This is a genomic window from Microbacterium halophytorum, from assembly GCF_002970975.1.
GTDB lineage: Bacteria > Actinomycetota > Actinomycetes > Actinomycetales > Microbacteriaceae > Microbacterium > Microbacterium halophytorum.
Genome location: NZ_KZ672983.1, coordinates 1 through 24,879 on the forward strand (window position 1 = coordinate 1; position 24,879 = coordinate 24,879).

The 24,879-nt window shown below is 72.1% G+C and carries 23 protein-coding genes and 1 tRNA gene; 10 read left to right on the plus strand and 14 right to left on the minus strand.

Annotation, left to right across the window (positions count from 1 at the left end; translation table 11 throughout):
* Positions 1-262 precede the first annotated feature (262 nt).
* Positions 263-784: a COG4315 family predicted lipoprotein gene (locus tag C0010_RS03000; protein ID WP_105565589.1), complete on the plus strand. Its 522-nt coding sequence runs from the start codon at positions 263-265 to the stop codon at positions 782-784.
* Positions 785-940: 156 nt separating this feature from the next.
* On the opposite strand, the gene arsB is transcribed toward C0010_RS03000, so the two are convergent.
* The gene (gene arsB, locus C0010_RS03005; protein ID WP_105565590.1) at positions 941-2,008 is read right to left on the minus strand and encodes an ACR3 family arsenite efflux transporter; all 1,068 of its coding nucleotides are present in this window, start codon (positions 2,006-2,008) and stop codon (positions 941-943) included.
* 91 nt (positions 2,009-2,099) lie between these two features.
* Complete coding sequence (locus tag C0010_RS03010) at positions 2,100-2,450, minus strand: ArsR/SmtB family transcription factor (RefSeq protein ID WP_105565591.1); 351 nt, start codon at positions 2,448-2,450, stop codon at positions 2,100-2,102.
* 83 nt (positions 2,451-2,533) lie between these two features.
* Here C0010_RS03010 and C0010_RS03015 point away from each other — a divergent pair, with 83 nt between their 5' ends.
* From C0010_RS03015 to C0010_RS03025, 3 genes are all read left to right on the plus strand, one after another.
* Positions 2,534-3,823: an NAD(P)-binding domain-containing protein gene (locus C0010_RS03015; RefSeq protein ID WP_105565592.1), complete on the plus strand. Its 1,290-nt coding sequence runs from the start codon at positions 2,534-2,536 to the stop codon at positions 3,821-3,823.
* 73 nt (positions 3,824-3,896) lie between these two features.
* Positions 3,897-4,295, plus strand: a complete 399-nt coding sequence (locus tag C0010_RS03020) for an arsenate reductase ArsC (RefSeq protein ID WP_105565593.1) — start codon at positions 3,897-3,899, stop codon at positions 4,293-4,295.
* Between the two features lie 13 nt (positions 4,296-4,308).
* Positions 4,309-4,935, plus strand: a complete 627-nt coding sequence (locus C0010_RS03025; RefSeq protein WP_105565594.1) for an arsenate reductase/protein-tyrosine-phosphatase family protein — start codon at positions 4,309-4,311, stop codon at positions 4,933-4,935.
* Positions 4,936-5,382: 447 nt separating this feature from the next.
* On the opposite strand, the gene C0010_RS03030 is transcribed toward C0010_RS03025, so the two are convergent.
* The 3 genes from C0010_RS03030 to C0010_RS03040 form a co-directional block, all read right to left on the minus strand.
* Positions 5,383-6,765 (minus strand): LLM class flavin-dependent oxidoreductase, encoded by a 1,383-nt coding sequence (locus C0010_RS03030; RefSeq protein WP_105565595.1) that lies wholly within the window; start codon positions 6,763-6,765, stop codon positions 5,383-5,385.
* Between the two features lie 127 nt (positions 6,766-6,892).
* Positions 6,893-7,861, minus strand: coding sequence for an SRPBCC family protein (locus C0010_RS03035; RefSeq protein WP_105565596.1), 969 nt, complete (start codon positions 7,859-7,861; stop codon positions 6,893-6,895).
* Between the two features lie 124 nt (positions 7,862-7,985).
* Entirely contained in the window at positions 7,986-8,321 is a 336-nt protein-coding gene (locus tag C0010_RS03040) for an ArsR/SmtB family transcription factor (protein ID WP_105565597.1), read from the minus strand.
* Between the two features lie 148 nt (positions 8,322-8,469).
* Between C0010_RS03040 and C0010_RS03045 the strand changes: the two genes are divergently transcribed.
* On the plus strand, positions 8,470-9,213 hold the full coding sequence (locus C0010_RS03045; RefSeq protein WP_105565598.1) for a DsbA family oxidoreductase: 744 nt from the start codon (positions 8,470-8,472) through the stop codon (positions 9,211-9,213).
* A gap of 77 nt (positions 9,214-9,290) precedes the next feature.
* On the opposite strand, the gene C0010_RS03050 is transcribed toward C0010_RS03045, so the two are convergent.
* Complete coding sequence (locus C0010_RS03050) at positions 9,291-10,691, minus strand: aminotransferase-like domain-containing protein (protein ID WP_158685239.1); 1,401 nt, start codon at positions 10,689-10,691, stop codon at positions 9,291-9,293.
* A gap of 110 nt (positions 10,692-10,801) precedes the next feature.
* Between C0010_RS03050 and C0010_RS03055 the strand changes: the two genes are divergently transcribed.
* The 4 genes from C0010_RS03055 to C0010_RS03070 all read left to right on the plus strand — a co-directional run bounded on the left by C0010_RS03055 (position 10,802) and on the right by C0010_RS03070 (position 14,360).
* Positions 10,802-12,037: a Tm-1-like ATP-binding domain-containing protein gene (locus C0010_RS03055; protein WP_105565600.1), complete on the plus strand. Its 1,236-nt coding sequence runs from the start codon at positions 10,802-10,804 to the stop codon at positions 12,035-12,037.
* 11 nt (positions 12,038-12,048) lie between these two features.
* Positions 12,049-12,873, plus strand: a complete 825-nt coding sequence (locus C0010_RS03060) for a phosphoenolpyruvate hydrolase family protein (protein ID WP_105565601.1) — start codon at positions 12,049-12,051, stop codon at positions 12,871-12,873.
* 165 nt (positions 12,874-13,038) lie between these two features.
* Positions 13,039-13,563, plus strand: a complete 525-nt coding sequence (locus C0010_RS03065; RefSeq protein ID WP_158685241.1) for a quercetin 2,3-dioxygenase — start codon at positions 13,039-13,041, stop codon at positions 13,561-13,563.
* On the plus strand, positions 13,563-14,360 hold the full coding sequence (locus C0010_RS03070; RefSeq protein WP_105565603.1) for an alpha/beta hydrolase: 798 nt from the start codon (positions 13,563-13,565) through the stop codon (positions 14,358-14,360). The genes C0010_RS03065 and C0010_RS03070 overlap by 1 nt, the downstream gene beginning before the upstream one ends.
* Positions 14,361-14,414: 54 nt before the next feature.
* On the opposite strand, the gene C0010_RS03075 is transcribed toward C0010_RS03070, so the two are convergent.
* A tRNA-Ser gene (locus C0010_RS03075) sits at positions 14,415-14,505 on the minus strand.
* A 274-nt stretch (positions 14,506-14,779) separates the two neighbouring features.
* On the opposite strand from C0010_RS03075, the gene C0010_RS03080 reads away from it, so the two are divergent.
* A complete protein-coding gene (locus C0010_RS03080; protein WP_105565604.1) occupies positions 14,780-16,135 on the plus strand; it encodes an MFS transporter in 1,356 nt (451 codons plus the stop codon).
* A 78-nt stretch (positions 16,136-16,213) separates the two neighbouring features.
* On the opposite strand, the gene C0010_RS03085 is transcribed toward C0010_RS03080, so the two are convergent.
* From C0010_RS03085 to C0010_RS03115, 7 genes are all read right to left on the minus strand, one after another.
* Complete coding sequence (locus C0010_RS03085; protein WP_105565909.1) at positions 16,214-18,151, minus strand: family 43 glycosylhydrolase; 1,938 nt, start codon at positions 18,149-18,151, stop codon at positions 16,214-16,216.
* Positions 18,152-18,365: 214 nt separating this feature from the next.
* A complete protein-coding gene (locus tag C0010_RS03090) occupies positions 18,366-18,980 on the minus strand; it encodes an alkylhydroperoxidase domain protein (protein ID WP_105565605.1) in 615 nt (204 codons plus the stop codon).
* Positions 18,977-19,582, minus strand: coding sequence for a CMD domain protein (locus tag C0010_RS03095; RefSeq protein WP_105565606.1), 606 nt, complete (start codon positions 19,580-19,582; stop codon positions 18,977-18,979). The genes C0010_RS03090 and C0010_RS03095 overlap by 4 nt, the downstream gene beginning before the upstream one ends.
* A complete protein-coding gene (locus C0010_RS03100; RefSeq protein WP_105565607.1) occupies positions 19,579-21,294 on the minus strand; it encodes a dipeptide ABC transporter ATP-binding protein in 1,716 nt (571 codons plus the stop codon). The genes C0010_RS03095 and C0010_RS03100 overlap by 4 nt, the downstream gene beginning before the upstream one ends.
* Positions 21,291-22,091, minus strand: coding sequence for an ABC transporter permease (locus C0010_RS03105; RefSeq protein WP_408631066.1), 801 nt, complete (start codon positions 22,089-22,091; stop codon positions 21,291-21,293). The genes C0010_RS03100 and C0010_RS03105 overlap by 4 nt, the downstream gene beginning before the upstream one ends.
* Before the next feature lie 35 nt (positions 22,092-22,126).
* The gene (locus tag C0010_RS03110) at positions 22,127-23,095 is read right to left on the minus strand and encodes an ABC transporter permease (RefSeq protein WP_105565609.1); all 969 of its coding nucleotides are present in this window, start codon (positions 23,093-23,095) and stop codon (positions 22,127-22,129) included.
* Between the two features lie 100 nt (positions 23,096-23,195).
* Complete coding sequence (locus tag C0010_RS03115) at positions 23,196-24,833, minus strand: TIGR04028 family ABC transporter substrate-binding protein (RefSeq protein ID WP_105565610.1); 1,638 nt, start codon at positions 24,831-24,833, stop codon at positions 23,196-23,198.
* Positions 24,834-24,879 lie beyond the last annotated feature (46 nt).

A 24,879-nucleotide genomic window follows, 5' to 3' on the forward strand; every position in this document is an offset into this window, starting at 1 on the left:
CCACCCCGAACGGTTCCGGAGCCGGCCGGTCACGCCATCACCCGCCGACCACGTCGGCATCAACCTACCCAACAAAGAAGCAGTCACAATCTGAACCGAGTGACTCCACACAGCTTGACATCCGACGGAGAACGCGAGACTTGATACCGCGGCAGAGAGGCCGGCGGCCGCCGGGCGGGGTCGGGGGCGGGATGCGCTGAACCCCGCGGGGCTGGGTCTCGTGTTCCGGATGACACCGTTCCAGACCACCAGGAGGCACACCATGTCCGCGCTCACACGCTCCGCCGTCGCCGTCGCCGGGCTCGCTCTCGCGCTCGGCCTGTCCGCATGCTCCGGCGGATCGACATCCGGTTCGCCCGGCGGCTACGGCGCCCCCGCCGACGAAGCACCCGCGGAAGAAGCGCCCGCCGAGGAGGCCCCGATGGACGGCGCCGCAGCGCTGGCCGTCGCGTCGAGCGAGCTCGGCGAGATCGTCGTCGATGGCGAGGGCCTCACCGTCTACATGTTCGACGACGACGAGCAGGGCGCCGGCGCCAGCACCTGCGCCGGGCAGTGCCTGGACAACTGGCCGCCCGTCACGGCCGGCTCCGACGACGTCGCCCTCGAAGGCGTCACCGGCGAGGTGACGACGTTCGAGGGCCCGGACGGCGCGATGCAGGTCGCGCTGAACGGCTGGCCGCTGTACTACTTCGCGGGCGACGCGGGCGCCGGTGACACCGCAGGGCAGGCGGTGAACGACGTCTGGTGGGTGCTCACGCCCGCAGGCGAGCCGATCAGGGAGTGAGGGCGGCCGGACGCGACGGAACCCGCCGCGCCGCCGCCTGGCACGAGCGACCGGCGCTCCGGGGGCACGGCACACTCCGTCGGAACCACCCGTGGTCGGCCCGCGGGCGCGCATCGACTGCTCCGCGCACCCGCGGCGCGCCCAGCGGGGCGCGGGTCACCGCGCGACGGCGAACGGGTCCTCGTGGAACCAGGCGCGGGCGGCCCAGCGCGACACGTAGACGAGGGCTACGAGCACCGGCACCTCGACGAGCGGGCCGACGGCGCCCGCGAGCGCCTCGCCGCTCGTCGCGCCGAACGTGCCGATCGCCACGGCGATCGCGAGCTCGAAGTTGTTGCCGGCCGCCGTGAAGGCCAGGGTCGCCGAGCGCGCGTAGCCGAGGCCGAGCGCCCTGCCGAGCCCGATACCGGCGAACCACATGACGGCGAAGTACGCCAGCAGGGGCAGGGCGATCCGGACGACGTCGAACGGGTGCGACATGATCTGCTCGCCCTGCAGCGCGAACAGCAGCACGATCGTGAACAGCAGGCCGTAGAGCGCCCACGGCCCGATGGCCGGAACGAAGGCGGTCTCGTACCACTCGCGGCCGCGCACGCGCTCGCCGATGTACCGCGACGCGAAGCCCGCCAGGAGCGGGATCCCGAGGAACACCAGCACGTTGAGTGCGATCTGCCACACCGACACGTCGAGGCCCTGGGTGTCGAGCCCGAGCCAGCCGGGGAGCACCGTCAGGTAGAACCACCCGAGGAACGAGAACGCGACGACCTGGAATACCGAGTTGATCGCCACGAGCACGGCCGTCGCCTCGCGGTCGCCGCAGGCGAGGTCGCTCCAGATCACGACCATCGCGATGCACCGGGCGAGCCCGACGATGATGAGGCCCGTGCGGTACTCCGGCAGGTCGGGCACCATCAGCCACGCCAGCGCGAACATCACGGCGGGCCCGACGAGCCAGTTCAGCACGAGAGACGAGACGAGCAGCTTCTTGTCGCCCGTGACGGCGGCCACCTTGTCGTAGCGCACCTTCGCGAGCACGGGGTACATCATCACGAGCAGGCCCAGGCCGATCGGCAGCGAGATGCCGCCGACCTCCATGGCGGCGAGGAGGCCCGACAGCCCGGGGACGAACTGCCCGAGGGCGATGCCCGCGACCATCGCGAGGCCGATCCACAGGGGCAGCCACTTGTCGAGCGTCGAGAGCTTGGCGGGCGCGGTCGTGGTCATGGGGTGGGTTCTCCGGATGATCGGGGGCCGTGGGGTCGGATGCGTCGCGTCGGCCGTCGGTCGGGTGCGGCGCGTCGGCGGCCGCCGCGGGTCAGGGTGTCAGCACGTCGGCGACGCGCTCGAGCGCGCCGGGCACGAGCGCGTAGTACGCCCAGGTGCCCCGTTTGCTCCTGGCGAGGAAGCCCGCATCGGTGAGGATCTTCAGGTGGTGCGAGACGGTCGGCTGGCTCAGGCCGACGGGTTCGGTCAGGTCACAGACGCACGCCTCGTGCGCGGCCGTCGCTGCCACGATCGACAGCAGCCGGAGCCGCGTCGGGTCGGCGAGCGCCTTCATCGTCTTGGCGAGATCCTCCGCCTCGTCCGCCCTCAGGGGCTCGCGCACGAGCGGCTCGCAGCACGCGACGGTGGTCGAGATGTCGACGACGGGCAGGTCGATGGTCATACATCGATACTAGTCAATATTGACAAGTTTCGATAGACGGGGCACGATGAAGACATCGATAACCCTCGATGCAAGGAACCCGGATGACCCTCCTCGATCTCACGCCCCGCGTGCGTACGAGCCCTCGCCTCGACACCCTGCCCGTCGCGGTCATCGGCGCCGGCCCCGTCGGCCTCGCGGCCGCGGCGCACCTCGCGCGGCGCGGCGTCGCCTTCGACGTGTTCGAGCGGGGCGCGACGCCGGCCGCCGCCGTGCGCGAGTGGGGCCACACCCGGCTGTTCTCCCCGTGGGAGCACCTCGTCGATGACGCCGCGCGCGAGCTCCTGACCGAGACCGGGTGGCGGGAACCGCCGGCTCACGTGGTCCCGACCGGGGCCGCGCTCGTCTCCGACTACCTCGAGCCGCTCGCCGCCCACCCCGCGATCGCGGGCCGCATCCGATACGGCACGGAGGTCGCCGCGGTGACCCGCGAGGGCATGGACCGCACCCGCACGGCAGGCAGGGCCGACGCTCCCCTCGCGCTGCGGGTGACGCGCCCCGACGGCACTTCCGCGGACGTCGCGTCGCGAGCCGTCGTCGACGCGTCGGGCACCTGGGCGAACCCCAGCGCCCTCGGGTCGAGCGGCCTCGCCCCGCTCGGGCTCGACGCCGTCGCCGACCGCGTCCTGCCGGCGCTCCCGGATGTCCTGGGCCGCGACCGAGACCGCTTCGCTGGTCGACACACGACCGTCGTCGGCGCCGGCCACTCGGCGGCGGGCACCCTGATCGCCCTCGCGACCCTCGCCCGGCTGGAGCCGGGCACGCGGGCCACCTGGCTCATCCGGAGCAGCTCCGCGAAGCGCGTCACGACGGCCGACGACGAGCTCGAGGGCCGCGGCGCGCTCGGCTCGCGGCTCGAGGGCCTCGTCGCGACGGGCCGGGTCGCCGTGGTCGACTCGTTCGAGATCGCCGCGCTCGACCCGACGGGCGACGGCGTGCGGATGACGAGCACGCGCGGCGCGGCGCACGAGACGGACCTCATCGTCTCGGCGACCGGTTTCCGCCCGGACCTGTCGATGCTGCGCGAGCTGCGGGTCGAGCTCGACGACGTCGTGGAGGCGCCGAAGCGGCTCGCGCCGCTGATCGATCCGAACGAGCATTCGTGCGGCACCGTCGAGCCCCACGGCTACCGCGAGCTGTCGCACCCCGAGCCCGGCTTCTACATCGTCGGCATGAAGAGCTACGGCCGCGCGCCGACGTTCCTGCTGCGCACGGGCTACGAACAGGTGCGCAGCGTCGTCGCGTGGATCGCGGGCGATGCGGCCGCCGCGGGCCGCGTCGAGCTCGCGCTGCCGGCGACGGGCGTCTGCGACGTCGGCGGAGGATGCTGCTGACCGCCCGTTCACGCCCCGTTCGCCCACCGGAACCCCCGACCCCGTACCCTTGCGCCCGACCCCAGGGAGAGACATGACCGACAAGCCCACTGTCCTGTTCGTCTGCGTGCACAACGCCGGCCGCTCGCAGATGGCCGCCGGATGGCTGACGCACCTCGCGGGCGACCGCGTCGAGGTGCTCTCGGCCGGCAGCGAGCCGAAGGACCAGATCAACCCCGTCGCCGTCGAGGCGATGAGCGAGGCCGGCATCGACATCCGGAACAACTCGCCGAAGCTGCTCACGACCGACGCCGTGCGCGAATCGGACGTCGTGATCACGATGGGCTGCGGCGACGCGTGCCCGATCTTCCCCGGCAAGCGCTACGAGGACTGGCAGCTCGACGACCCGGCCGGCCAGGGCATCGAGGCGGTCCGCCCGATCCGCGACGACATCCGCGCCCGCGTCGAGGCCCTCGTCGCCGAGCTCACGTGACGAGGAGGACGCCATGACCAGCCTGCTCGACCCGAACGCCGTCCTGAACCGCGCGACGGAGCGGCTCGCCGCCCGCTTCGAGGGCATCGTCAGTGCCGAGACCGTGGAGCGCGTCGTGTTCGAGTCGTACGCGGCACTCGGCCGCACGGCGCGCGTGACCGACCTGCTGCCTCCGCTCAGCGAGCACTTCGCCCACGAGCGGCTCACGGCGCTCGCGCAGTCGAAGGGCCTCGTCGCGAAGCCGCACCCCGAGGTGCTGTTCGTGTGCGTGCAGAACTCCGGTCGCTCGCAGATGGCGGCCGCCCTGACGACGATGATCGCCGGCGACAGCGTGCACGTGCGCTCCGCCGGTTCGCAGCCGGGCGAGTTCATCCTGCCGAACGTGCGCGAGGCTCTCACCGAGCTCGGCCTCGACCTGACGCAGGAGTACCCGAAGCCCCTCACGGATGACGTCGTACGCGCGGCCGACGCCGTCATCACGATGGGCTGCGGCGACGCCTGCCCGCTGTACCCCGGCAAGCGCTACGAGGACTGGGACCTCGACGACCCGGCCGACCTCGACCTCGACGGCGTGCGCCGCGTGCGCGACGACATCCGGGCCCGCGTCGAGAGGCTCGTCAGCGAGATCACGCCGTCCTGACGCACGTTCGCGCCCGCGGCGCCTCCGCTCCGAGGCACCGCGGGCGTCATCGTGCGGGCACCCCGGCACGATCGCCCGGCGCCCCTCACCGAAACTCCCTTGCCACCGAACTTGGAATGCGCTTGCCGACTCAGCTTTTGAGGCCTCGTCGGCGCACGAGACACGAATCCTTCGATCTGGCGCAAGATCATCGATTCTTATCGCGATTCTCCTGCATCCGGATGCCCCGAACGGGCGCAGTCTGGAGACATCACGAAGGAGGACATCATGTCGCTTACCACCAACCTCATCGACGAGGACATCGACGCTCTCGACTTCATCGGCCGCCCGTACTGGTTCGACCGCCCCTCGCAGGCCGAGGGCGAGGACCTGTAAGGCCGAGGGCCGACACAGCACGGGAGGGGCCGCACCGGCTGGTGCGGCCCCTCCCGTGTGCGCGGGCGGCGTTCAGGCCGGGGTGTGCGCGCCGACGCGGTAGCGGGCGGCCCGGTGGGTGTCCTTGACGCGGGCGCCCGCCCCGTGCAGCTTCTCGCGGAGCGTGCCCGGCGCGTACTCGGTCGGGTAGGCGCCCCGCTCGCGCAGAACCGGGATGACGTGCTCGATGATGTCCTCCCACGTCTCGTGCGCGACGGCGTACGCGAGGTTGAAGCCGTCGACGTCGGTCTCTGCGACCCAGCGCTGCAGCTCGTCGGCGATGCGCTCCCCCGACCCGACGAGCGTCGGCCCGAGCCCGCCGATCGCGTTCTTGCGGGCGAGGTCGCCGACCGTCCACTCGCGGCCGAGGTCCGCCTCCTCCTGCAGGTGCTGGAGGGTGGACCGGATCGCGTTCGACTCCACGTTGCCGAGCGGTTCGTCCCAGTCGTAGGTCGACAGGTCGACGCCCATCCACCCCGAGGTGAACACGAGGGCGCCCTCCGTCGAGGCGTATCTGCGGTACTCCGCCTCCTTCGCGCGGGCGTCCTCCTCCGTCGCGCCCGTGATGATCGTGACGAGGGTGTAGATCTTCGCGTCCCCGCGACCGCGCCCCGCGGCCTCGAGCCCGTCCCTGATGCGCCGGACGGTGTTCGCCAGCACCTCCGGCGACGGCGCGGCGACGAAGATCGCCTCGGCGTTCTCACCGGCGAACGCCACGCCGCGCGGCGACGCGCCCGCCTGGTAGATCACGGGCGTGCGCTGCGGCGACGGCTCGGAGATGTGGATCCCCGGCACGTCGAACCACTCGCCGTGGTGCTCGATCGGGTGCACCTTCGCGGGGTCGGTGAAGACGCCCGTCTCGGCGTCGGCGACGACCGCGTCGTCCTCCCACGACCCCTCCCACAGCTTGTAGAGGACCTCGAGGTACTCGTCGGCGTGGTCGTACCGCCTGTCGTGCTCGAGCTGGTCGTCGCTGCCCATGTTGCGGGCGGCGCTCGGCAGGTACCCCGTCACGACGTTCCAGCCGATGCGGCCGTTCGTGAGGTGGTCGAGCGAGGTCAGCCGGCGCGCGAAGGGGTAGGGGTGCTCGAACGCCGTGCCCGCGGTGATGCCGAAACCGAGGTGCTCCGTGACGGCCGCCATCGCGGTCGTGAGGAGGATCGGGTCGTTCACGGGCACCTGCGCGCCGTTGCGCAGGGCGGCCTCGTTCGTGCCGCCGTACACGTCGTAGGTGCCGAGCACGTCCGCGATGAACAGGCCGTCGAAACCGCCGCTCTCGAGCAGTTTCGCGAGATCGGTCCAGTACTTCAGCGTGTTGTACTCGCGCGAGCGGTCCCGCGGGTGGCGCCACATGCCCGATGACTGGTGGGCGACGCAGTTCATATCGAAGGCGTTGAAGCGGATCTGTCGAGTCATGCACAGATACAACGCCCCGGGGCCCCGGGCGCACAACGCGCGGCGTCACACGGCGACACACCGCGGCACGCGGAGAGGTGCCGGACGCCGTGGGCCGAGCCCCGGCATCCGGCACCTCGCGCGCGCTCTACGCCAGCACCTCCGCCTCGAGCCGCGCGTAGCTCGACTCCATGCCGTCGGCCATGCCCGTCTCGAGCACCGTGTCGCGGACCTCCGCCGACGGGTAGGTGATGACGGTGGAGATCAGCGTTCCCTCCGGCACCGCGGTGAGCGTGAGCTCGTTGCGGGTGGAGCCTTCGACGCCGATCATCTGCTCCGTCGCGGCCTCGTAGTGCGGCGGGTTCGACGCGAGCACCTCGCCCGTGAAGCCGAAGCGGTCCCCGCCGCCGGAGCGCTCCCACTCGAAGCGGTACGACTCACCGACCGCCGCCGTGGGCTCGACCACGGGCATGACCCAGCCGTCGGGGCCGAGCATCCAGCGCCGGATGAGGTCGGCATCGTGATGCGCGCGCCAGACCTCCTCGACGCTGCCGCGGATGATGCGCGAGACGCGCACCTGCGTGTCGCTGAGGATCTGCGTCTCGGTGCCGCGACCGGCGGCGAACGAGGCGAGGTCGGCGAGCACGTCGTCGATCTGCCCCATCGCGGCGCGGGTGCCCTCCTCCATGCCCATCGCGATGAGCTGCTCGAGCTCCTCGAGCGAGGGGAAGGTCGTCACGCCGGTCAGCCGCGATCCGTTCGGCGTCGATTCGAAGGTGAAGGTCATCTCCATCGAGGGCATGTCCGCGTTCGGCTCCCCGTCCTCGGTCGAGAAGCCGTCGCGCACCGTGAACGAGCGGCCCTCGTCGACGGCGAGGAAGTGCCAGTACCCGGCGCTGACGTCGCCATCGGGGCCGGTCATGACGTAGTGCGATTCGCCGCCGACGGCGACGTCGTGGCGCGTGAAGGTCGCCGGGTACTCGGGCGGACCCCAGAACTTCTCGATCTGCCGCGGGTCGGCGTACGCGTTCCAGAGGCGCTCGACCGGCACCGCGAAGTCGGCGACGATCGTCATCGTGAGCGCGTCGAGGTCTTTCTCGACGTTGGTGACGGGCATGATGTGCCTTCCGTTGTGAGTGGCGCCGGCGCAACGGGGTGTACGGCGTCGGCGTTTCCAGTTGACGTCTCGACGGGCGGGCCGTCAAGACCGGTCGCGCGGCCGCGGCGACGCGGCCGCTGGGTCATTCCTCGGCGAGCAGCACGTCGAGGCGTTCGATGCGGGCGCGGGCGATCTTCTCGTACTGGTCGAGGAGCAGCTGCGCCTGCCGGATGCGCGCGGGCTCACCGCGCACGATGCGCTCGCGTCCGCGCGGGGTCTTCGTCACGAGGCCAGCCCCCTCGAGCACTGCGACGTGCTTCTGCACGGCCGCGAAGGACATGTCGTAGGTTGCGGCGAGCCGCGAGACCGTCTCCTCACCCGCGAGGGTGCGGCGGACGATGTCGCGGCGCGTCGCGTCGGCGAGGGCCCGGAACGTCCGGTCCACCTCGTCGTCGGAGAGCGCGAGTTGTACAACCATTTGGTTGTAGATTACCCCCGGCCGACGCGATGTCAACCCCCTGGGTCATTCCCGTCGAGGTCGCGCCCTTTGCCCCGAGCACCGGTTCAGGGCGGGGTACCCGACGACGCCAGGGGAATACCCGGCCGCTCCCCCGGTTGCACCCACCATGACCGACACCACCACCGCTCCCGCCCGCCTCGGCATCGACGTCTGGCTCGATGTCGCCTGCCCGTTCTGCGTCGTGGGCGAGAAGCGCATCAGTTCGGTCATCGACGCCCTGCCGTTCGGCGAAGCCGTCGACGTGCGGTTCCACTCGTTCCAGCTGAACCCGGATGCCCCGGAGCGCACGACGCAGTCCCAGGCCGAGTACCTTGCGGCGAAGGGCTTCGACCCCGCCCGCCTCGAGGCCGGCCACCGACACCTCGACGCGCAGGCCGCGGAGCTCGGCTTCGCGTTCGATCACGACTCGGTCGTGCCGGTGAACACCTTCACGGCGCACCGGATGATCCAGGCCGCGGCCGCCGAAGGCGTGCAGGAACAGGTCGTCGACGCCCTGTTCACCGGCTACTTCCAGGACGGTCTCGACGTCGGCGATGCCGATGCCCTCAAGGCGGCGGTCGTCGCGGCGGGCCTGTCGACCCAGGCGGCCGACCGCGTCATCGCCGACCCGGAGGCGCACGCCGACGCGGTTCGCGACGACGTCGCGGAGGCGCGCCGGCTCGGCATCCAGGGCGTGCCGTTCTACGTGCTCGACGGTCGCTACGGCGTCTCGGGCGCGCAGCCGGCCGAGGTGTTCGAGCAGGCGCTCACGCAGGTGTACGACGAGCTGAACCCGAAGCCGACGCTGCAGAACCTCACGCCCGCGTCGGCGGACGGCGACACCTGCGGGCCTGACGGCTGCGCCGTCTGATCGACGCGGCGATCGCCTGAACGACCCGGCCAGCGGGCCCGCTGATCCGGCGGTCCGACACGGCCGCCGCCGTGCGGCTAGCGCCCGCGGACGAGGTCGGCGACGACCGCCATCGCCTCCGCGAACTGCCCGTCGGGATGCCACACCGGCAGGCGCAGGAACGTGCCGAAGCCCTCGTGCGGGGAGAACGCGGGCCCCGCCGTCATCCGCACGCCGCGCGCGAGCGCTCGCTGCGCCAGCGCGACCGCATCCGTTCCGGTGTCGACCCAGAATCCCGAGCCGCCGGCCGGCAGCCACCACTGCCACGCGGGCAGCTCGGAACGGACCGCGGCCGTCGCGGCCGAGAACTGCGTGGCGAGCCACTCCCGCCGCGCCCGCTGTTGGGACTCGGCCCTCGGCAGGAGCAGGACGGCGGAGAGCTGGTCGAGCACGGAGCCGGAGAGGTCGAGGCCGCGACGCATGTCCGTCAGGCGCGAGACCGTCGCCTGCGACCCGCGGATCCAACCCACCCTGATCCCGCCCCAGAACAGCTTCGACAGGGTGCCGACGAGGAGCAGCCGATCCGGATCGACGTGCCGTTCCATCCCCGGCAGCCTGCCGGAGCGCGTCCACGACAGGTCCGCGCTGGACTGGTCGTCGACGATCATCGCGCGGTGCTCGCTCAGAGCCGCGGCGATCTCGCTGCGACGGCGGCCGCTCGTGTGCACACCCGTGGGGTTGTGCAGCGCCGCCTGCAGATAGACCAGTTCCGCGTTGTCCGCCGCCCTCGCGAGCTGATCCGGGTCGACGCCGCTCGGCGACATGGGAACGCCCCGCAGGCGCGCACCGCCGTCGGCGAACGCTTCGAGCGCTCCGCGGTAGGTGGGGTCCTCGACCGCCACGAGGCTGCCGGGGCCGGCGAAGGCCGCCGCGATCAGCCGCACGGCCTGTTGCGAGCCCGCCGTGACGAGCACCTCGTCGCTGCGGGTGGCGAGCCCGGTCCGCGAGATCATCGCCGCTATCGCGGCCCGCAGCTCGGGGAGCCCCGCCGGGTGGTAGCCATCGCCCGCGAGGTGGTGCTCGTGCAGCAGGCGACCGATCTCGGGCATGCTCTCCGCCACGACCGCGCTGCCGGGGAGGGCGCCCGACGAGAGGTCGATCGCGACGCCGGGAGGCTCCTCGTCGAACGATGCGAGCCTCCCGTGCGCCCCGCCCGCGCCGCGGCGGCCGAAGCGCACGAACGTGCCGGCGCCCTGGCGCGCGGAGACATGGCCGGTCGCGGCGAGCCCCGCATATGCGCGCGCGACGGTGCCTCGGGCGACCCCCAGCGCCTCCGCGAGCGCCCTCTGGGCGGGCATCGGCTGGCCCGGCGCGAGATGGGCGCCCTCGATCAGGCCGGCGAGCTCCTGCCGGAGCGCGCTCGCCGACGCCGCCCCGCCCGATCGCCACGCGCCGAGCATCCGGGCGACGCGGCTCGCGGCCGCCTGCTCCATGTCCATCGCTCCCCTTGATCCAATCCTCCTCAATTGGACCACACGCCGCACGAGCCGTGCCCGCATGCTGGGCTGAGGATTTCCCCACACACACGTCTCGACGAAGAGGAGCGGCCATGACAGCAGTCGTGCTGATCGGCACAATGGACACGAAGGGCAGCGAGTACGCCTGGCTGGCCGAGCGCGTGTGCGCACGCGGAGCGGAGGTCGTCACGATCGATGTCGGCCCGTTCTCCGACGCGGCAGCGGACGTCCCGCCCGACGACGTCGCGGCGGCCGCAGGCCACGACCTGCAGCGGCTGCGCGACGCGAACGACCGCGGCGCCGCCATGGACGCGATGGCCGACGGCGCGAAGGCGACGCTCATCCGGATGTACGAGGCCGGCGACGTCGACGGGGTGCTCGCGGTCGGCGGATCCGGCGGATCGTCCGTCGCATCCCGCGCGATGCAGGCGCTGCCCGTCGGGGTGCCGAAGCTGCTCGTGTCGACCATGGCATCCGGAGACGTCTCCCCGTACGTCGGGGAATCCGACGTCACGCTGATGTACTCCGTCGTCGACGTCGCCGGCATCAACTCGATCTCCGAGCAGGTCTTCGACAACGCCGCGGCCGCGATCTCGGCGATGGCGGATGCCCACCGCACGCGCCGTTCGCGCAGCGGCTCGGACCATCTGCCGCTCGTCGGCCTGTCGATGTTCGGGCTGACGACGCCCGCCGTCGACGAGGCGCGCGACGAGCTCGTCGCGCTGGGATACGAGCCGCTCGTCTTCCACGCGACGGGCGCGGGCGGGCGCGCCATGGAGAAGCTCGCGGGCGACGGCTTGCTCGCCGGCGTGCTCGATCTGACGACCACGGAGCTCGCGGACGACCTGGTCGGCGGCGTGCTCTCGGCGGGACCCGATCGGCTGACGGCCGCTGGCGGGGCCGGGCTGCCGCAGGTCGTCTCGCTCGGCGCGCTCGACATGGTCAACTTCGGCCCGCGCGAGCTCGTGCCCGCCCGCTTCGACGAGCGCGAGTTCGTCGTGCACAACCCGACCGTGACCCTGATGCGCACGACACGGGAGGAGAACGCCGAGCTCGGCCGCCGCATCGGCGAGAAGCTCTCGGGCGCCCGCGGCAGTACCGCCCTCGTGATCCCGCAGGGCGGGTTGAGCGGCATCGACGCGGAGGGCGCTCCGTTCCACGACCCCGCGGCGAACGCCGCCCTGTTCGACGCGGTGCGCGGTGCGCTGGCCGGTTCGCGCGTCGACGTCATCGAAGACGACCGGCACATCAACGATCGGGGATTCGGGCGGGACGCCGCGCGCCGGCTGCACGCCCTGATCTCCGCACAGGACCCCAACGAGGAGTGAGGAAGCACACCATGGATCGCACAACAGCGCTGCGTCGCCTGAAGGACGCCGTCGCCGCGGGCCGCCCCATCATCGGAGGCGGTGCGGGCACCGGCATCTCCGCGAAGTCCGCGGAGGCGGGCGGCATCGACCTGCTCATCATCTACAACTCGGGCCGCTACCGGATGGCGGGGCGCGGCTCGCTCGCCGGCCTGTTGGCGTACGGCGACGCGAACGCGATCGTCATGGACATGGCGAACGAGGTGCTCCCCGTCGTGAAGGACACCCCCGTGCTCGCCGGCGTGAACGGCACGGACCCGTTCCGCGTCATGGGGCGCTTCCTCGACGACGTCAAGAGCGCGGGGTTCGCGGGCGTGCAGAACTTCCCGACGGTCGGGCTCATCGACGGCACGTTCCGCGCCAACCTCGAGGAGACGGGCATGGGGTTCGACCTCGAGGTCGACATGATCCGCCAGGCGCATGAGCGCGACCTGCTCACGAGCCCCTACGTGTTCGATCCGGAGCAGGCCACCGCCATGGCCGAGGCCGGAGCCGACGTCCTCGTGCCCCACATGGGGCTCACGACGAAGGGCTCGATCGGCGCGAGCACGGCACTCACGCTGGACGAGTCGGTCGAGCGCGTGCAGGCGATGCGCGACGCGGCCGTCGCGGTCAACCCCGACATCCTCGTCCTGTGCCACGGCGGCCCGATCGCGGAGCCGGCCGACGCCCAGTACGTGCTCTCGCACACGGACGGCGTCGTCGGCTTCTTCGGGGCCAGCTCCATCGAGCGCCTCCCCACCGAGACGGGCATCCGCGCGCAGACGGAGAGCTTCAAGGCCATCACGTTCGCGTGAAGCTCCTGAGGGGCGGCGCGCCGGAGCGCGCCGCCCCTCAGGAGGCGCAACCGGATCACCCGATCACTGGGAGATAGCGTTGTGCGTCGCGCACGGACTTACGGCATGCTGGGCTCATCCGCGCGGCGCCCGCCGCTTTGGAAAACCCGCGACAAGGAGGTCGCCGTGAGCGACATCGTCTCCGCCCTTCCGGGCACCCCGGCCCCGTACATGCTCGACGAGGCAGACGGCGACAAGATCGTCATGTTCGACCAGCTGTTCACGCTGTTGGCGACGAGCCCCGAGACGTCCGACGAGTTCGACGCGTTCTTCAGCGACGGCCCGGCCGGTCGCCCCGTGCCGCCGCACTTCCACGCGAAGACGCACGAGACGTTCTTCGTCGTCGAGGGCGAGATCCAGCTCTGGATCGACGACCGCGCCGGCTTCCGCGAAACGCGCCTCCTCCAGCCGGGCGGCTTCGGCTACGTGCCGCGCGGCGCCGTGCACTCGTACCGGATGACCAAGCCCAGCCGCATCTTCGGCGTCACGAGCGCCGGGTTCACCGACTTCTTCCGCGCCGTCGGCAAGCCGACCGACGTCGCCGGCTCCCCGACGCCCGAGAACATCCACGTGCCCGAGTTCGCCCTGATGGCGGCGAAGGGCGCGGAGCACGACGTCAACTTCATCGACGGATTCGAGCTCTGGGACTGATGACCGAGGTCGTCCGCGACGTCGTCTTCTCGTCGCCGCCCGGCTACCGCCCCCTGTCGCTCGACCTGCACCTGCCCGACGCTCGCGCGGGAGGGGCGGAGGCGGAGGCGCTCGCACCGGTGATCGTCTTCCTCCACGGTGGAGGCTGGCGCGTCGGCAGCCGCCGGATGTTCGTGCCGAAGTTCTCCGACGCCGAGACGTTCGGGCGCCTCACGAGCGCGGGCTTCGCCGTCGCATCGGTCGACTACCGACTCACGGGTGAGGCCCTCTTCCCGGCCCAGCTCGACGACGTGCGCGCCGCGCTCGACTGGCTGCGGGCATCCGGCGGCGAGCACGGCATCGACGCCTCGCGGATGGTCGTGTGGGGCGAATCGGCCGGCGGCCACCTCGCCTCGCTCGCGGGGATTGACCGCCAGCTCGGTGTGCGGGGCGTCGTCGCCTGGTACCCGCCGACCGACCTGATCGCGTTCCGCAAGCCGGGGCCCGGCGACGAGCGGCCGACCCGCGAGGAGCAGCTCATCGGCGGCGTGATCGACGACATGCCGGATGCCGCGGCGCTCGCGAGCCCCGCGCGCCTCGTGCACCCGGATGCTCCGCCGTTCCACGTCGCGCACGGAGACGCGGACGAGGCCGTCGACCTGAGCCAGAGCGAGCTGTTGGTGGCGGCGCTGCGCCGCGAAGGCGCGCACGCCGAGCTGCAGGTCGTGCCAGGCGCGGGCCACATGTGGCAGGGGCTCGCGTCGCTCGACGCCGTGATGGAGCCCGCGATCGCGTTCGCGAGGAACGTCACCGGCTGACGCGAAGGGCCGCGCAGGAACAAGAAAACCCCCGGTCACCCGGGGGTTTTCTGCTGGCGGTGACGGTGGGATTTGAACCCACGGTACGGGGTTACCGTACACAACATTTCGAGTGTTGCACCTTCGGCCGCTCGGACACGTCACCGGGATCAAGTTTACGCATCGGCCACCCGGAGCGCGAATCGAGGCCGGCCGACGGCGGCGCCCGGGCGCGTCGCGCCGCCGCACCCGCGCCTTTCTCCCAGTTGGCCTGGGGATTCACGAGCGCCGCACCGACCGGGAGCCGTGCGCGCGCGGCCGCCCGCCGCCCGCCGCCACAGGGGGCGTCCAGGAAACCGCCGACGCGTCGCCGGGCGCTCGGGCGGGGTCGGCGCAGCGCTTCCCGACCGGCTGTCCCCACCCCGGCGTACGCTTGCCGCGTGGCCTCCTCCACCCGCATCCTCTGGATCGCGATCCTCGCATCGTTCGTGTCGTTCCTCGACGGCACGGTCGTCAACGTCGCGCTGCCCGCGATCGATCGGGAGCTCGGCGGCGGCCTCGCGACGCAGCAGTGGGTCGTCGACGGCTACCTCATCACGCTCGGCGCGCTGATGCTCGTCGCCGGCTCGATCAGCGACGCCTACGGGCGCGGCCTCGTCATGCGGATCGGGCTGATCGGTTTCGGTGTCGCGTCCGTCGTGATCGCCGTCGCGCCCGATCCGGTCATCCTCGTCGTCGCCCGCGCGCTGCAGGGCGCTGCGGGCGCGTTCCTCGTGCCGAGCTCGCTCGCGATGATCACGTCGACCTTCTCCGGCGCCGCGCAGGCGAAGGCGATCGGCACCTGGACGTCGCTCACGACCGGCGCCATGGTCGCTGGCCCGCTCATCGGCGGCCTCCTGATCGACCTCGCGAGCTGGCGGCTCGCCTTCCTCATCAACGTGCTGCCGATCGCGGTCGCGATGTGGCTGATGCGCGGCTACTCCGACCCGCCGCGCCGCCCGGACGCGCACATCGACGTGCTCAGCGCGACGCTGTGCACGCTCGGGCTCGGCGCGTTCGTGTTCGGGCTCATCGAGCAGCCCCGCCTCGGCTGGGCTCACCCGGCGATCCCGATCTCGCTGGTCGGCGGTGCCGTGCTGTTCGCCGTGTTCCTCATCCGGCAGCGGGGCGTCGCCTCGCCGATCCTGCCGCTGGACCTGTTCCGCGTGCGGAACTTCTGGGTCGGGAACATCACCACGACGTTCGTCTACGCGGGCCTCGCGCTGAACGGCTTCGTGATCGCGGTGTACCTGCAGGAGGGCGCCGGCCTGTCGGCGACGCTCGCCGGCCTCGCGAGCCTGCCGCTCACGATCTTGATGATCCTGCTCAGCTCCCGGATGGGCGCGCTGGCGGGCAAGCACGGGCCCCGCGCGTTCATGGCTGCCGGCCCGCTCATCATGGCGGCGGGTTCCGTGATGTTCCTCGCCGTGCGCGAGGACTTCTCCTACTGGTGGCAGGTCCTGCCGGGCATGATCGTATTCGGCCTCGGGCTGTCGATCATGGTCGCGCCGCTGACCGCCGCGATCCTCGGCTCAATCGAGCCCGAGCGCAGCGGCATCGCGAGCGCCGTGAACAACGCGATCTCGCGCGTTGCGGGGCTCGTCGCGGTCGCGGCGATCGGCACGATCGTCGGCGGCACGCTCGACCTCGACGGCTTCTACCGCTGCGCGCTCGTCGTCGCCGCGCTGATGGCCGCGGGCGGCCTCGTCTCGCTCGCGGGCATCCGGAACCCCGCGAAGGAGCAGGCCGAGGCGTGATCGGCGGCCGCTTCGCAAGCGCTCGCTGAGCGATCGGGGCGCGCGCCGCTCGGGGCTCCGTGCGGCGCCGCAGGCGGCCTACGCGACCCTGACCCTCACGCGCACGACCCGGTTCCCGGGCGCGACCTCGTCGTCGGCCTCCTGGTCGAGAACCGGCATGCCGTCGGCGGCGAAGTGCACGCGGCGCACGAACATGTCGCGCCCCGTGAGGCCGAGGTGGTCGGTGCGGGCATGGAAGACGCAGAGCAGGTTGCCGTCTTCGTCGTGCGACCACATGCCGTGCCCGGTACCCAGCTGCCACTCGCCGTTGAACTTCCCCGATTTCTGGAGCGGGTAGTTCAGCTTGGCCCAGGTCTCCGGGTCGGAGAGGTCGGCCCCGATGCCGGCGGGCGCGGTCGCGAGCCCCGTCGTGTACGTGTCACCGACGGTCGAGCCCGAGTAGAGCATGAGGAGCTTCCCGTCTCGCTCGAGCACGTTCGGCCCCTCGGCGATCGTGTTGTCCCAGGCGTACTCGGGTGCGATGATCCGCACGGGGTCCGTGAGAAGCCGGGTCGGCTCCGCGGGGTCGACCTCGGCGAGGTAGATCGCGCCGAGCATCTGCCACGCGTAGTAGGAGCGCCCCGAGTCCTGGAAGAAGGTCATGTCGAGGGAGATCCTCTCGATCGGGTTCAGGATGCCCCCGTCGGCGCGCAGGACCGGCTCCGCACGCGTCCAGTTCTCCGGCGCAGCCGGGTCGAGGTCGGCACCCGACGCATCCTGCTTCAGCTGGATGATGCTGGCGCGGCCCGTCCACATGTCCGGGCTGCCGTCGGCACCGTCATAGCAGGGCATGAACAGGATTGAGAGCCGGCCATCGATGACGTGGAATTCGGGCGCCCAGAAGCACCCCGTCATCGCGTTCCCCGCCGCGTCGAGGTCCCCCGCAGTGAGCAGGTCGATCTCGACGCTGCGGCCGGCCGCGATCGCTGCGTCCGACAGGTCGTCGATGCGGTCGGCGATCCGGATGGGCATGTGCGGCCCGCACGCGGGATCGACCGGGTTCATGTTCAGGTCTTCCGTCGCGATCATCAGGAACCGCGTGCAGTCGCCCGACTCGTAGCGGAACACCGACGGGTCGGCGCGCTCGTCGGCGAACGGCGTCGGGTACGCCGGCTGCTTCACGGTGCCCGTGACCGTGTGCTGCCCCGGCACCGATGTGTCGATCGCGGCGACGTCGGCGGCGTTCCACGCGATCGCGCGGGTCGCCGTCGAGCCGTCGGTGTAGCCGAGGGTCGCGCGCGCGGGCAGGTCGGCGACGGTCAGCGCGGCGCCGCGCTCCACCGCGACCGTGTCGAGGGGCGCGACCGACGTGTTCGCGATCGCGCCGAAGCGCACGCGCAGCGCATCGGCGACGGCCCCGGGCACGCGGACCACGTTGCCGCTGGCGAAGTCGGGCACACCGGCTCCGGTGGCGCGCCCGGCGCCGGCAACCTCGCCCTGGCCGACCTCGCCGCGCGTGCTCGCATCGGCCAGGTCGGCGAAGGTCGTACGCTGCGGCTCCCCCGCGTCGTTCGTCCACCCCACCAGGTAGCACCGGGTCGCGGCGTCCCACGCGGCGACCGGGCGGTTCACGCCGTCTGTCACGCCCAGGTCGACCATGCCGACTTCCTCGTACGCCAGCAGGTCGGCCGAGCGCGCGAACAGCACCTGAGACGCCTGCGTGCCGTCGGAGGCCCCGCCGCGGGCGACGCGCGTCGCGACGATGCCGTAGCCGCCGTCGGCGAGCGCGAACAGGTAGGGGTCGCGCAGGCTCCGGATGAGCGCCTCGTCCGGGCCGTCATCCGGGACGGCGCCCGCGACCTTCGCGAAGAAGATGCCGTAGCCGCCGTTCAGCGGCTCCCAGCCGCCGCCCGCGGCGAGCGCGAGGTGCAGGCTCAGCGCGACGTCGGCGTTGTTGGCCTCGTCGGAGGTCGTCGGGATGCGGCTGTAGGCGAGCAGCTCGACGGTCGACGGTTCGGGCAGCGCGAGGGAAGGCATGCTCGACACTTTACAACGTTGTAGACCAACACCGGCCTGTCGCTCGACCGTCTCGGACGAGCAGCCGGAGGGCCCAGCACGACAGCACGATGCCCGAGTCGCAGTCGACGCGCTCTGCGAGCGATCCAAGGCGCGGATACTGACACCGCGACGTCCTGGCGGGGGCCGCACCCCGCGCGGGAGCGGGGTGCGGCGGCATGCGTGTGCGCGGGATCTACCGGAGCCGCGCGGGCACCTCGGGCTCGCCGAGCGAGAGCATCAGGCGGTTCGCCCAGTTGAAGAACGACGCGCCGTTGATCACGTCGATGATCTCGGCGTCGTCGTAGCCGGCCGCCCGGAGCCGCGCGATGTCGCCCTCGTCGAAGCCGAGGGGCGTGTCCGTCAGCGCGACGGAGGCCGCCACGACGGCGTTCCACGCCTCGTCACCGAGGTCGGCGCCGACGCCCTCGTCCAGCAGGCGCTGCACGTCTTCGACGCGGCCCGACTCGCGGGCGGCCGCGGCGGAGTGCACCGAGGCGCAGTAGACGCAGCCGTTCCGGCGCGATGCCGCCGTCGCCGCGAGCTCGCGCTCGGCACGACCGACGCCGCCCGTGACGTTGAAGAAGATGTCCAGGTCGGTCAGCGTGCGGCGGCGCAGCGCCTCGGGGTCGCGCGCCAGCAGCCGGAAGTACGGCATCTTCGCGCGCTCGGGTTTGATGAGCGCGTCGATCTGCTCGGCCGTCAGGTCGGCCTCGGCGACTGGCTCGAGCCACGGCGCCCAGCCGAGGCCCTCCCGCGTGAAGCCCTCCGGGCGGTGCAGCTCGGGGAAGTCGGTGATGACGGCGCTCATGCGGCCGCTCCTTCCTGCGCGGGGTTCTGCGAGAGCACGCGCAGCCCCCAGGCGGCGCGCAGCTGGAAGGCGAGGAACGACACCAGCTGGGAGAGGCTGACGATGTCGTCGGCGCTCCACCCGACCGCGGCGAGCGCGCGCAGGTCGTCGGGGCTCGCCTCGCGGGGGCGGAACACGAGCATGTGCGCGTGTGCGAGCGCCGCGCCGAGCCGGGGCTCGAGCCCCTCCGGTGCGCGCCAGACGGGGCCAGGCGTGCTCTCGGCGGCAACCGCCGGTTCGCGGTACGCGCCCGCCGGCCCCGAGCCCTGCGCCGAACGAGCCGCGGCCCGCACGGGGTCGACGAGCGCTTCGTCCTCGTCGCCCAGCAGGTCGAGGTAGAAGGCCGTCGCCGTCGCGAAGCCGTGCAGCTGCGCGACGAACGCGCCGACGGCGTAGCGCTCCGCGAGCGCGAACGTGCCCGGTTCCCGCGGCTCGAACAGCGCCTCGAAGCTGAGCTGCGCGTTCTCGCGCGCCTGCGGCCGCTGATCGCGCAGCCGGTCGATGGAGCTCCCCGGCGCGATGCCGGCGAGCAGGCCGATGATGTCGGCGCCCTGGTCGCTCATTCGTCTCCTTCTCGTGTGGTCGGGGCGATCGTATCCGCGCCGCGCAGGGCGGCGCCAGGGATCGCGTCGATGAGCCGTCGCGTGTAGTCGTGCTCCGGATGATCGAAGACGGCGGCCGTCGCGCCGTGCTCGACCTGTGCGCCCCTCTGCAGCACCGAGACGCTGTCCGCGATCTGCCGCACGACGGCGAGGTCGTGCGAGATGAAGACGTACGTCAGGCCGAGCTCGCCCTGCAGCCGCGCGAGCAGCCGCAGGATCTGCGCCTGCACCGTCACGTCGAGCGCCGAGACGGCCTCGTCGAGCACGACCAGCTCCGGCTCGACGATGAGGGCGCGCGCGATCGCGACGCGCTGGCGCTGCCCGCCCGAGAGCTCGCGCGGCCGGCGCGCGGCGTGGTCGGGCGAGAGAGCGACGAGCTCGAGGCTGCGCGCGACCCGGTCGGCGCGCTCCGACGCGTCGCCGATCCGGAAGTTGCGCAGCGGCTCGGCGAGCACCGAGCCGATCGTCTGCCGGGGGTCGAGCGACCCGTACGGGTTCTGGTAGACCAGCTGCACGTTCCGCCGCAGCGCCCGCGCCTCGCGCCCCTTCAGCCCCGTGACCTCCGTGCCGGCGATCCGGATGCTCCCCGCCGTCGGGCGGTTGAAACCCGCGATCGAACGGCCCGTCGTGGTCTTGCCGGATCCCGACTCCCCCACGAGCGCGTGCGTCGTGCCGCGCGCCACCGTGAACGACACGTCGTCGACGGCCACGAGCGGGCCGCGGCCGGCGCCGTGGGCGAACTCCTGGCGGAGGCCCGAGACCTCGACGAGGGGCGAGCCGGCGCGCTGCGCGCGGGCGGCGGCGCCCGCCTCGGCACCGGGCCCCTCCGCATCCGGGGCGGCCGTCGCCTTCGGCCGTTCGACGACGCGCGCGAGCGACGGTGCGTCCGCGAGCAGCGTGCGCGTGTACTCGGCGCTCGGATGCGCGAGCACCTCGGCCGCCGGCCCCGCCTCCTGCACTCGCCCGCCCTGCATCACGACGACGTCGCGCGCACGGTCGGCCGCGACGGCGAGGTCGTGGGTGATGAACAGCAGGCCGGTTCCGCTCTCGCGGCGCAGGTCGTCGAGCAGGTCGAGCACGGTGCGCTGCACCGTCACGTCGAGAGCGCTGGTGGGCTCGTCCGCGACGATCAGCTCGGGCTCGAGCGCGATGGCCGCGGCGATCAGCACGCGCTGTCGCATGCCGCCCGACAGCTCGTGCGGGTACTGCTTCGCCCGGACATCCGGGCTGTCGATTCCGACGCGATCGAGCAGGTCGACGACCTTCGCGCGCAGCTCGTCGCGGTCGCGCCAGCCATGGATCCGCAGGCCCTCCGCGACGCTCGCGCCGATCGTCTTGACGGGGTTGAGGGAGTTGCCCGGATCCTGCGGGATCAGCGCGATGCAGCGCCCGCGCAGCTCGCGCCAGCGCTTCTCGCCGAGCCCGACGAGCTCCGTCGCACCGCCCCGCCGCTCGTCGAGGGTGATGCTGCCCGCCGTGACGCGGCCGTTGCCCGCGAGCAGGCCGATGACCGACTGCGCGACCGTCGACTTGCCCGACCCCGACTCGCCGACGAGCGCCGTGACCTCGCCGGGCGCGACGTCGAACGAGACCCCGCGCACGGCGTCGACGTCGCCGCGGTCGGTGCGGTACGCCACCGCCAGATCCCGGATGCTGAGGAGCGATTCGCTCACAGGCCCTTCTCCCCTCGGATCACCTGGCTGAGTCGGTTCGTCGCGAGCACGACGGCCACGACGACGAGGCCGGGCAGCACGGTCAGCCACCACGCGGTCGCGACGTAGTCGCGCCCCTCCGCGATCAGCAGGCCCCACTCGGGCGTCGGCGGCGGTGCCCCGTAGCCGAGGAAGCCGAGCGTCGAGATCTGCAGGATCGCCGAGCCCAGCTGGAGTGCGGCGAGCGCGATCACGGGCGTGAGCGAGTTCGGCAGGATGTGGCGCCACAGCACGCCGAAGAACGTGCCGCCGGAGCCGTACGCCGCCTCGACGTACTCGCTCACCCGCACGCTGACGACCTGCGAGCGCGCGAGCCTCGCGAAGGTCGCGATCGACGTGACTCCCACCGCGATCGCGGCGTTGGTCGTGCCGAAGCCGAGCAGGATCACGACGCTGAGCGAGAGCAGCAGCGCGGGGATCGCGAGCAGCACGTCGACGACGCGCATGAGCGCCTCCTCGACCGCGCCGCCCGTAGCGCCGGCCGTCACGCCGATCGCGGTGCCGGCGACGAGGCCGACCAGGACCGCGACGAGCGCGGCCGTGATCGAGTGCGACGCACCGTGGACGACGCGTGAGTACACGTCGCGACCGGTCGCGTCGACGCCGAACCAGTGCCCGGCGCTCGGGCCCGTGAGCGCCTGCCCCGTCGATTCGGTGGGGCTGAGGGAGGTGAACACGCCCGGCGCGACGGCCCATGCGAGCGCGAGCAGGAGGATGACGACGGGGATGAGCGTGCCCGGCCGGACCAGGGCGCGCAGGAACGCGCGGGTGCGGCGCGGGGCGGCGACGACGGTCACGCGGACACCCCCTCAGCGGCGGGGCGCGTGCGCCCGGATGCGCGGCGCAGCCGCGCATCGAGCACGGGATAGAGCAGGTCGACGATGAGGTTGATCGTCACGAACGCGACGGTCGCGATCACGACCACCGCGAGCAGCACGGGGGTGTCGCGGTTCGCGACGGCCTGCGCCGTCAGCTGGCCGATTCCGAAGCGCGCGAACACGCTCTCGGTCACGACGGCGCCACCCACGAGCTCGCCGAACAGCAGGCCCGCCATCGTCAGCGTCGGCAGCAGCGCGTTGCGGGCGACGTTTCGCCACAGCAGCCACGAGGTGCTGGCGCCGCGGGAGCGCACGACGGCGACGAACGGCATCTCTCGCACCTCCTCGATGCTCCGGATCAGGACCTGGGCCAGCGGCGCCGCGATCGGCACCGAGAGGGTGATGACGGGCAGGATCAGCTGCTGGATCGGCGTTCCGCCGATCACGGGCACGAGGCCGAGCTGGAACGAGAAGATCTGCACCAGGATGATGCCGACCCAGAACACGGGCAGCGACACCATCACGGGCGGGATGTTCTCGAACACCCGCCGCAGCCAGCGCCCCTTGCCGTAGGTCGCGGTGAACGCGATCGTGACGGCGAGGAAGACGGCGAGGATCAGCCCGGGGATCGCGAGCGCGAGCGACGACGGCAGCGCCTCGGCGATCAGGTCGCCGACGGCGGCGCCCGACTGCACCGAGAAGCCCAGGTCGCCCGTGAGGAACGCCCCGAGCGAGTCGAAGTAGCGCACGATGAGGGGCCGGTCGGCCCCGTACGACGCGCGGATCTCGTCGATCTGCGCGGGCGTGAGGCCCAGATCCGGGTTGCCGTACCGCGCCATCACGGCGTCGCCCGGCAGCGCGGCCAGCAGCAGGTACGCCGCCGTGTAGGCGAGGAGCAGCACCAGGAGCGCCTGCCCCACCCTTCTCAGCACGTATGTCGTCATAGCTCTCCCTGTTCCGTCCGACGCGGAGCGGGCCCCGCGGGGACGCCGATGCCCGGGCCCGCGGCGTGCGCCGCGCCCCGGGCCCCGACGCCCGACCGGCTCACTCGCCGAGCGTGACCTGGTAGAACGACGGCCGGCCGATCGACTCGGTCGCGAAGCCCTGCACGCCGCTGCGCAGCCCGAACACCTGCGGCTCCTCGAACAGCGGCAGCGCGTACGCGTTCTCGGCGATGTGCTGCTGAGCCGCCGCGGACGCCTCCTGGCGCGCCTCGGGCGTGGGGACAGACGCGATCCGATCCAGGAGCGACTCGAGCTCCTCGTCGACGTACTCGCCGCTGGCGACGTCGAGGTTCAGGAGCGCGTTGCGGTTCTCGCCGGAGAGCTGGCTCTTCAGGACGTCGTAGTCGCTGCGGCCGACCATCGAGTGGTACACCTGGATCGTGTCGGCGTCGAGCCGCGCCTCGTCCTGGGCCGCCTGGTCGCCGGCGAACAGTTCGATCTCGAAGCCGAGCTCGCCGAGCTGCTCCTGGATCAGGGTCACGACCTCCTTCGAGCGCGGCTGCGGCAGCGCCTCGTTGAAGGTGACGTGCAGCTTCTCCCCGTCCTTGACCCGGATGCCGTCGCTGCCGAGCTCCCAGCCGGCCTCGTCGAGGAGCCGAGCCGCCTCGTCCGGGTCGTACTCGTAGTACTCGCTCGTGTCGGTGTAGCCGAGGGCCGTCGACGCGAGGATGCCCGTCGCGAGCGGGTAGCTGTCGGTGAAGAGCTGGTCGACGATCTCCTCGCGGTCGATGCCGGCGATCAGTGCCTGACGCACCCGGATGTCGTCGAACGGCGTGTGACCGATCCGGAGGCTGAGGCTGTTGGTGACGCCGTTGGTGGGCGCGGCGAGCAGCTCCACGCCCTCCGCCTCGAACTGGGGCTCGTCCGGTGCCGCGATCTGGCGAGCGATGTCGGCCTGGCCCGACGTGACCGAGCCGACGCGGACGCTGTCCTCGGCCGTGACGATGAACTGCACGCCGTCGATGGCGGCCGCGCCCTGGTGCTCGAGCGAGGGCGGGGCCCAGTCGTAGTCGTCGCGCGCCTCCAGCGTCAGCTCGGTTCCGACCTGCTCGTCGGCGACGACGAACGGCCCGCTGCCGACGATCTCGGTCGCGCTGCCCGGCCCGAAGCCCTGGCTGTCGCGGTCGAGGGTGTCGTTCGAGAGCAGGCCGGAGTTGATGGTCGACGTCGCCTGCAGGAACCCGGGCGCCGGCGCCGAGAAGAAGAACTTCACGGTGTTCTCATCGACGACCTCGCCGTGGTCGTAGTTGTTGATCGCCTCCGACACCGGCAGCGCCCTGTCGGTGTCGCCGAGGCCGAACAGGTCGAAGTTCTTCACGACGTTCTCGGCGTCGAGCGGCGAGCCGTCGGAGTACGTCACGCCTTCCCGCAGCGTGAACGTGTACTCGGTGGCGTCGTCGTTCTGCTCCCAGTCCGTCGCGATCCACGGCTCGAACTCGAGCGTGGAGGGGTTCTGGTAGACGAGGCGATCGGTGATGTTGTTGATCACGCCGCCGTTCGGGTAGAAGCCGCCCGACGGCGGGTACAGCGTGTTCCAGGTCTGCGGCTCGAGGTAGGTGAGCGTGTTGTCGCCCGCGGCGCCCGAGCCCTCGCCCCCTCCGCCGCCGCAACCGGCGAGCATCGAGACGGCGACCGCCGTCGAGGTGATCGCGAGCGCTGTGCGGCTGAGACGGGTCATGGCTTACTCCTTGTTCGGGCGCGGCGGTGACCGCGCGGTATACAGC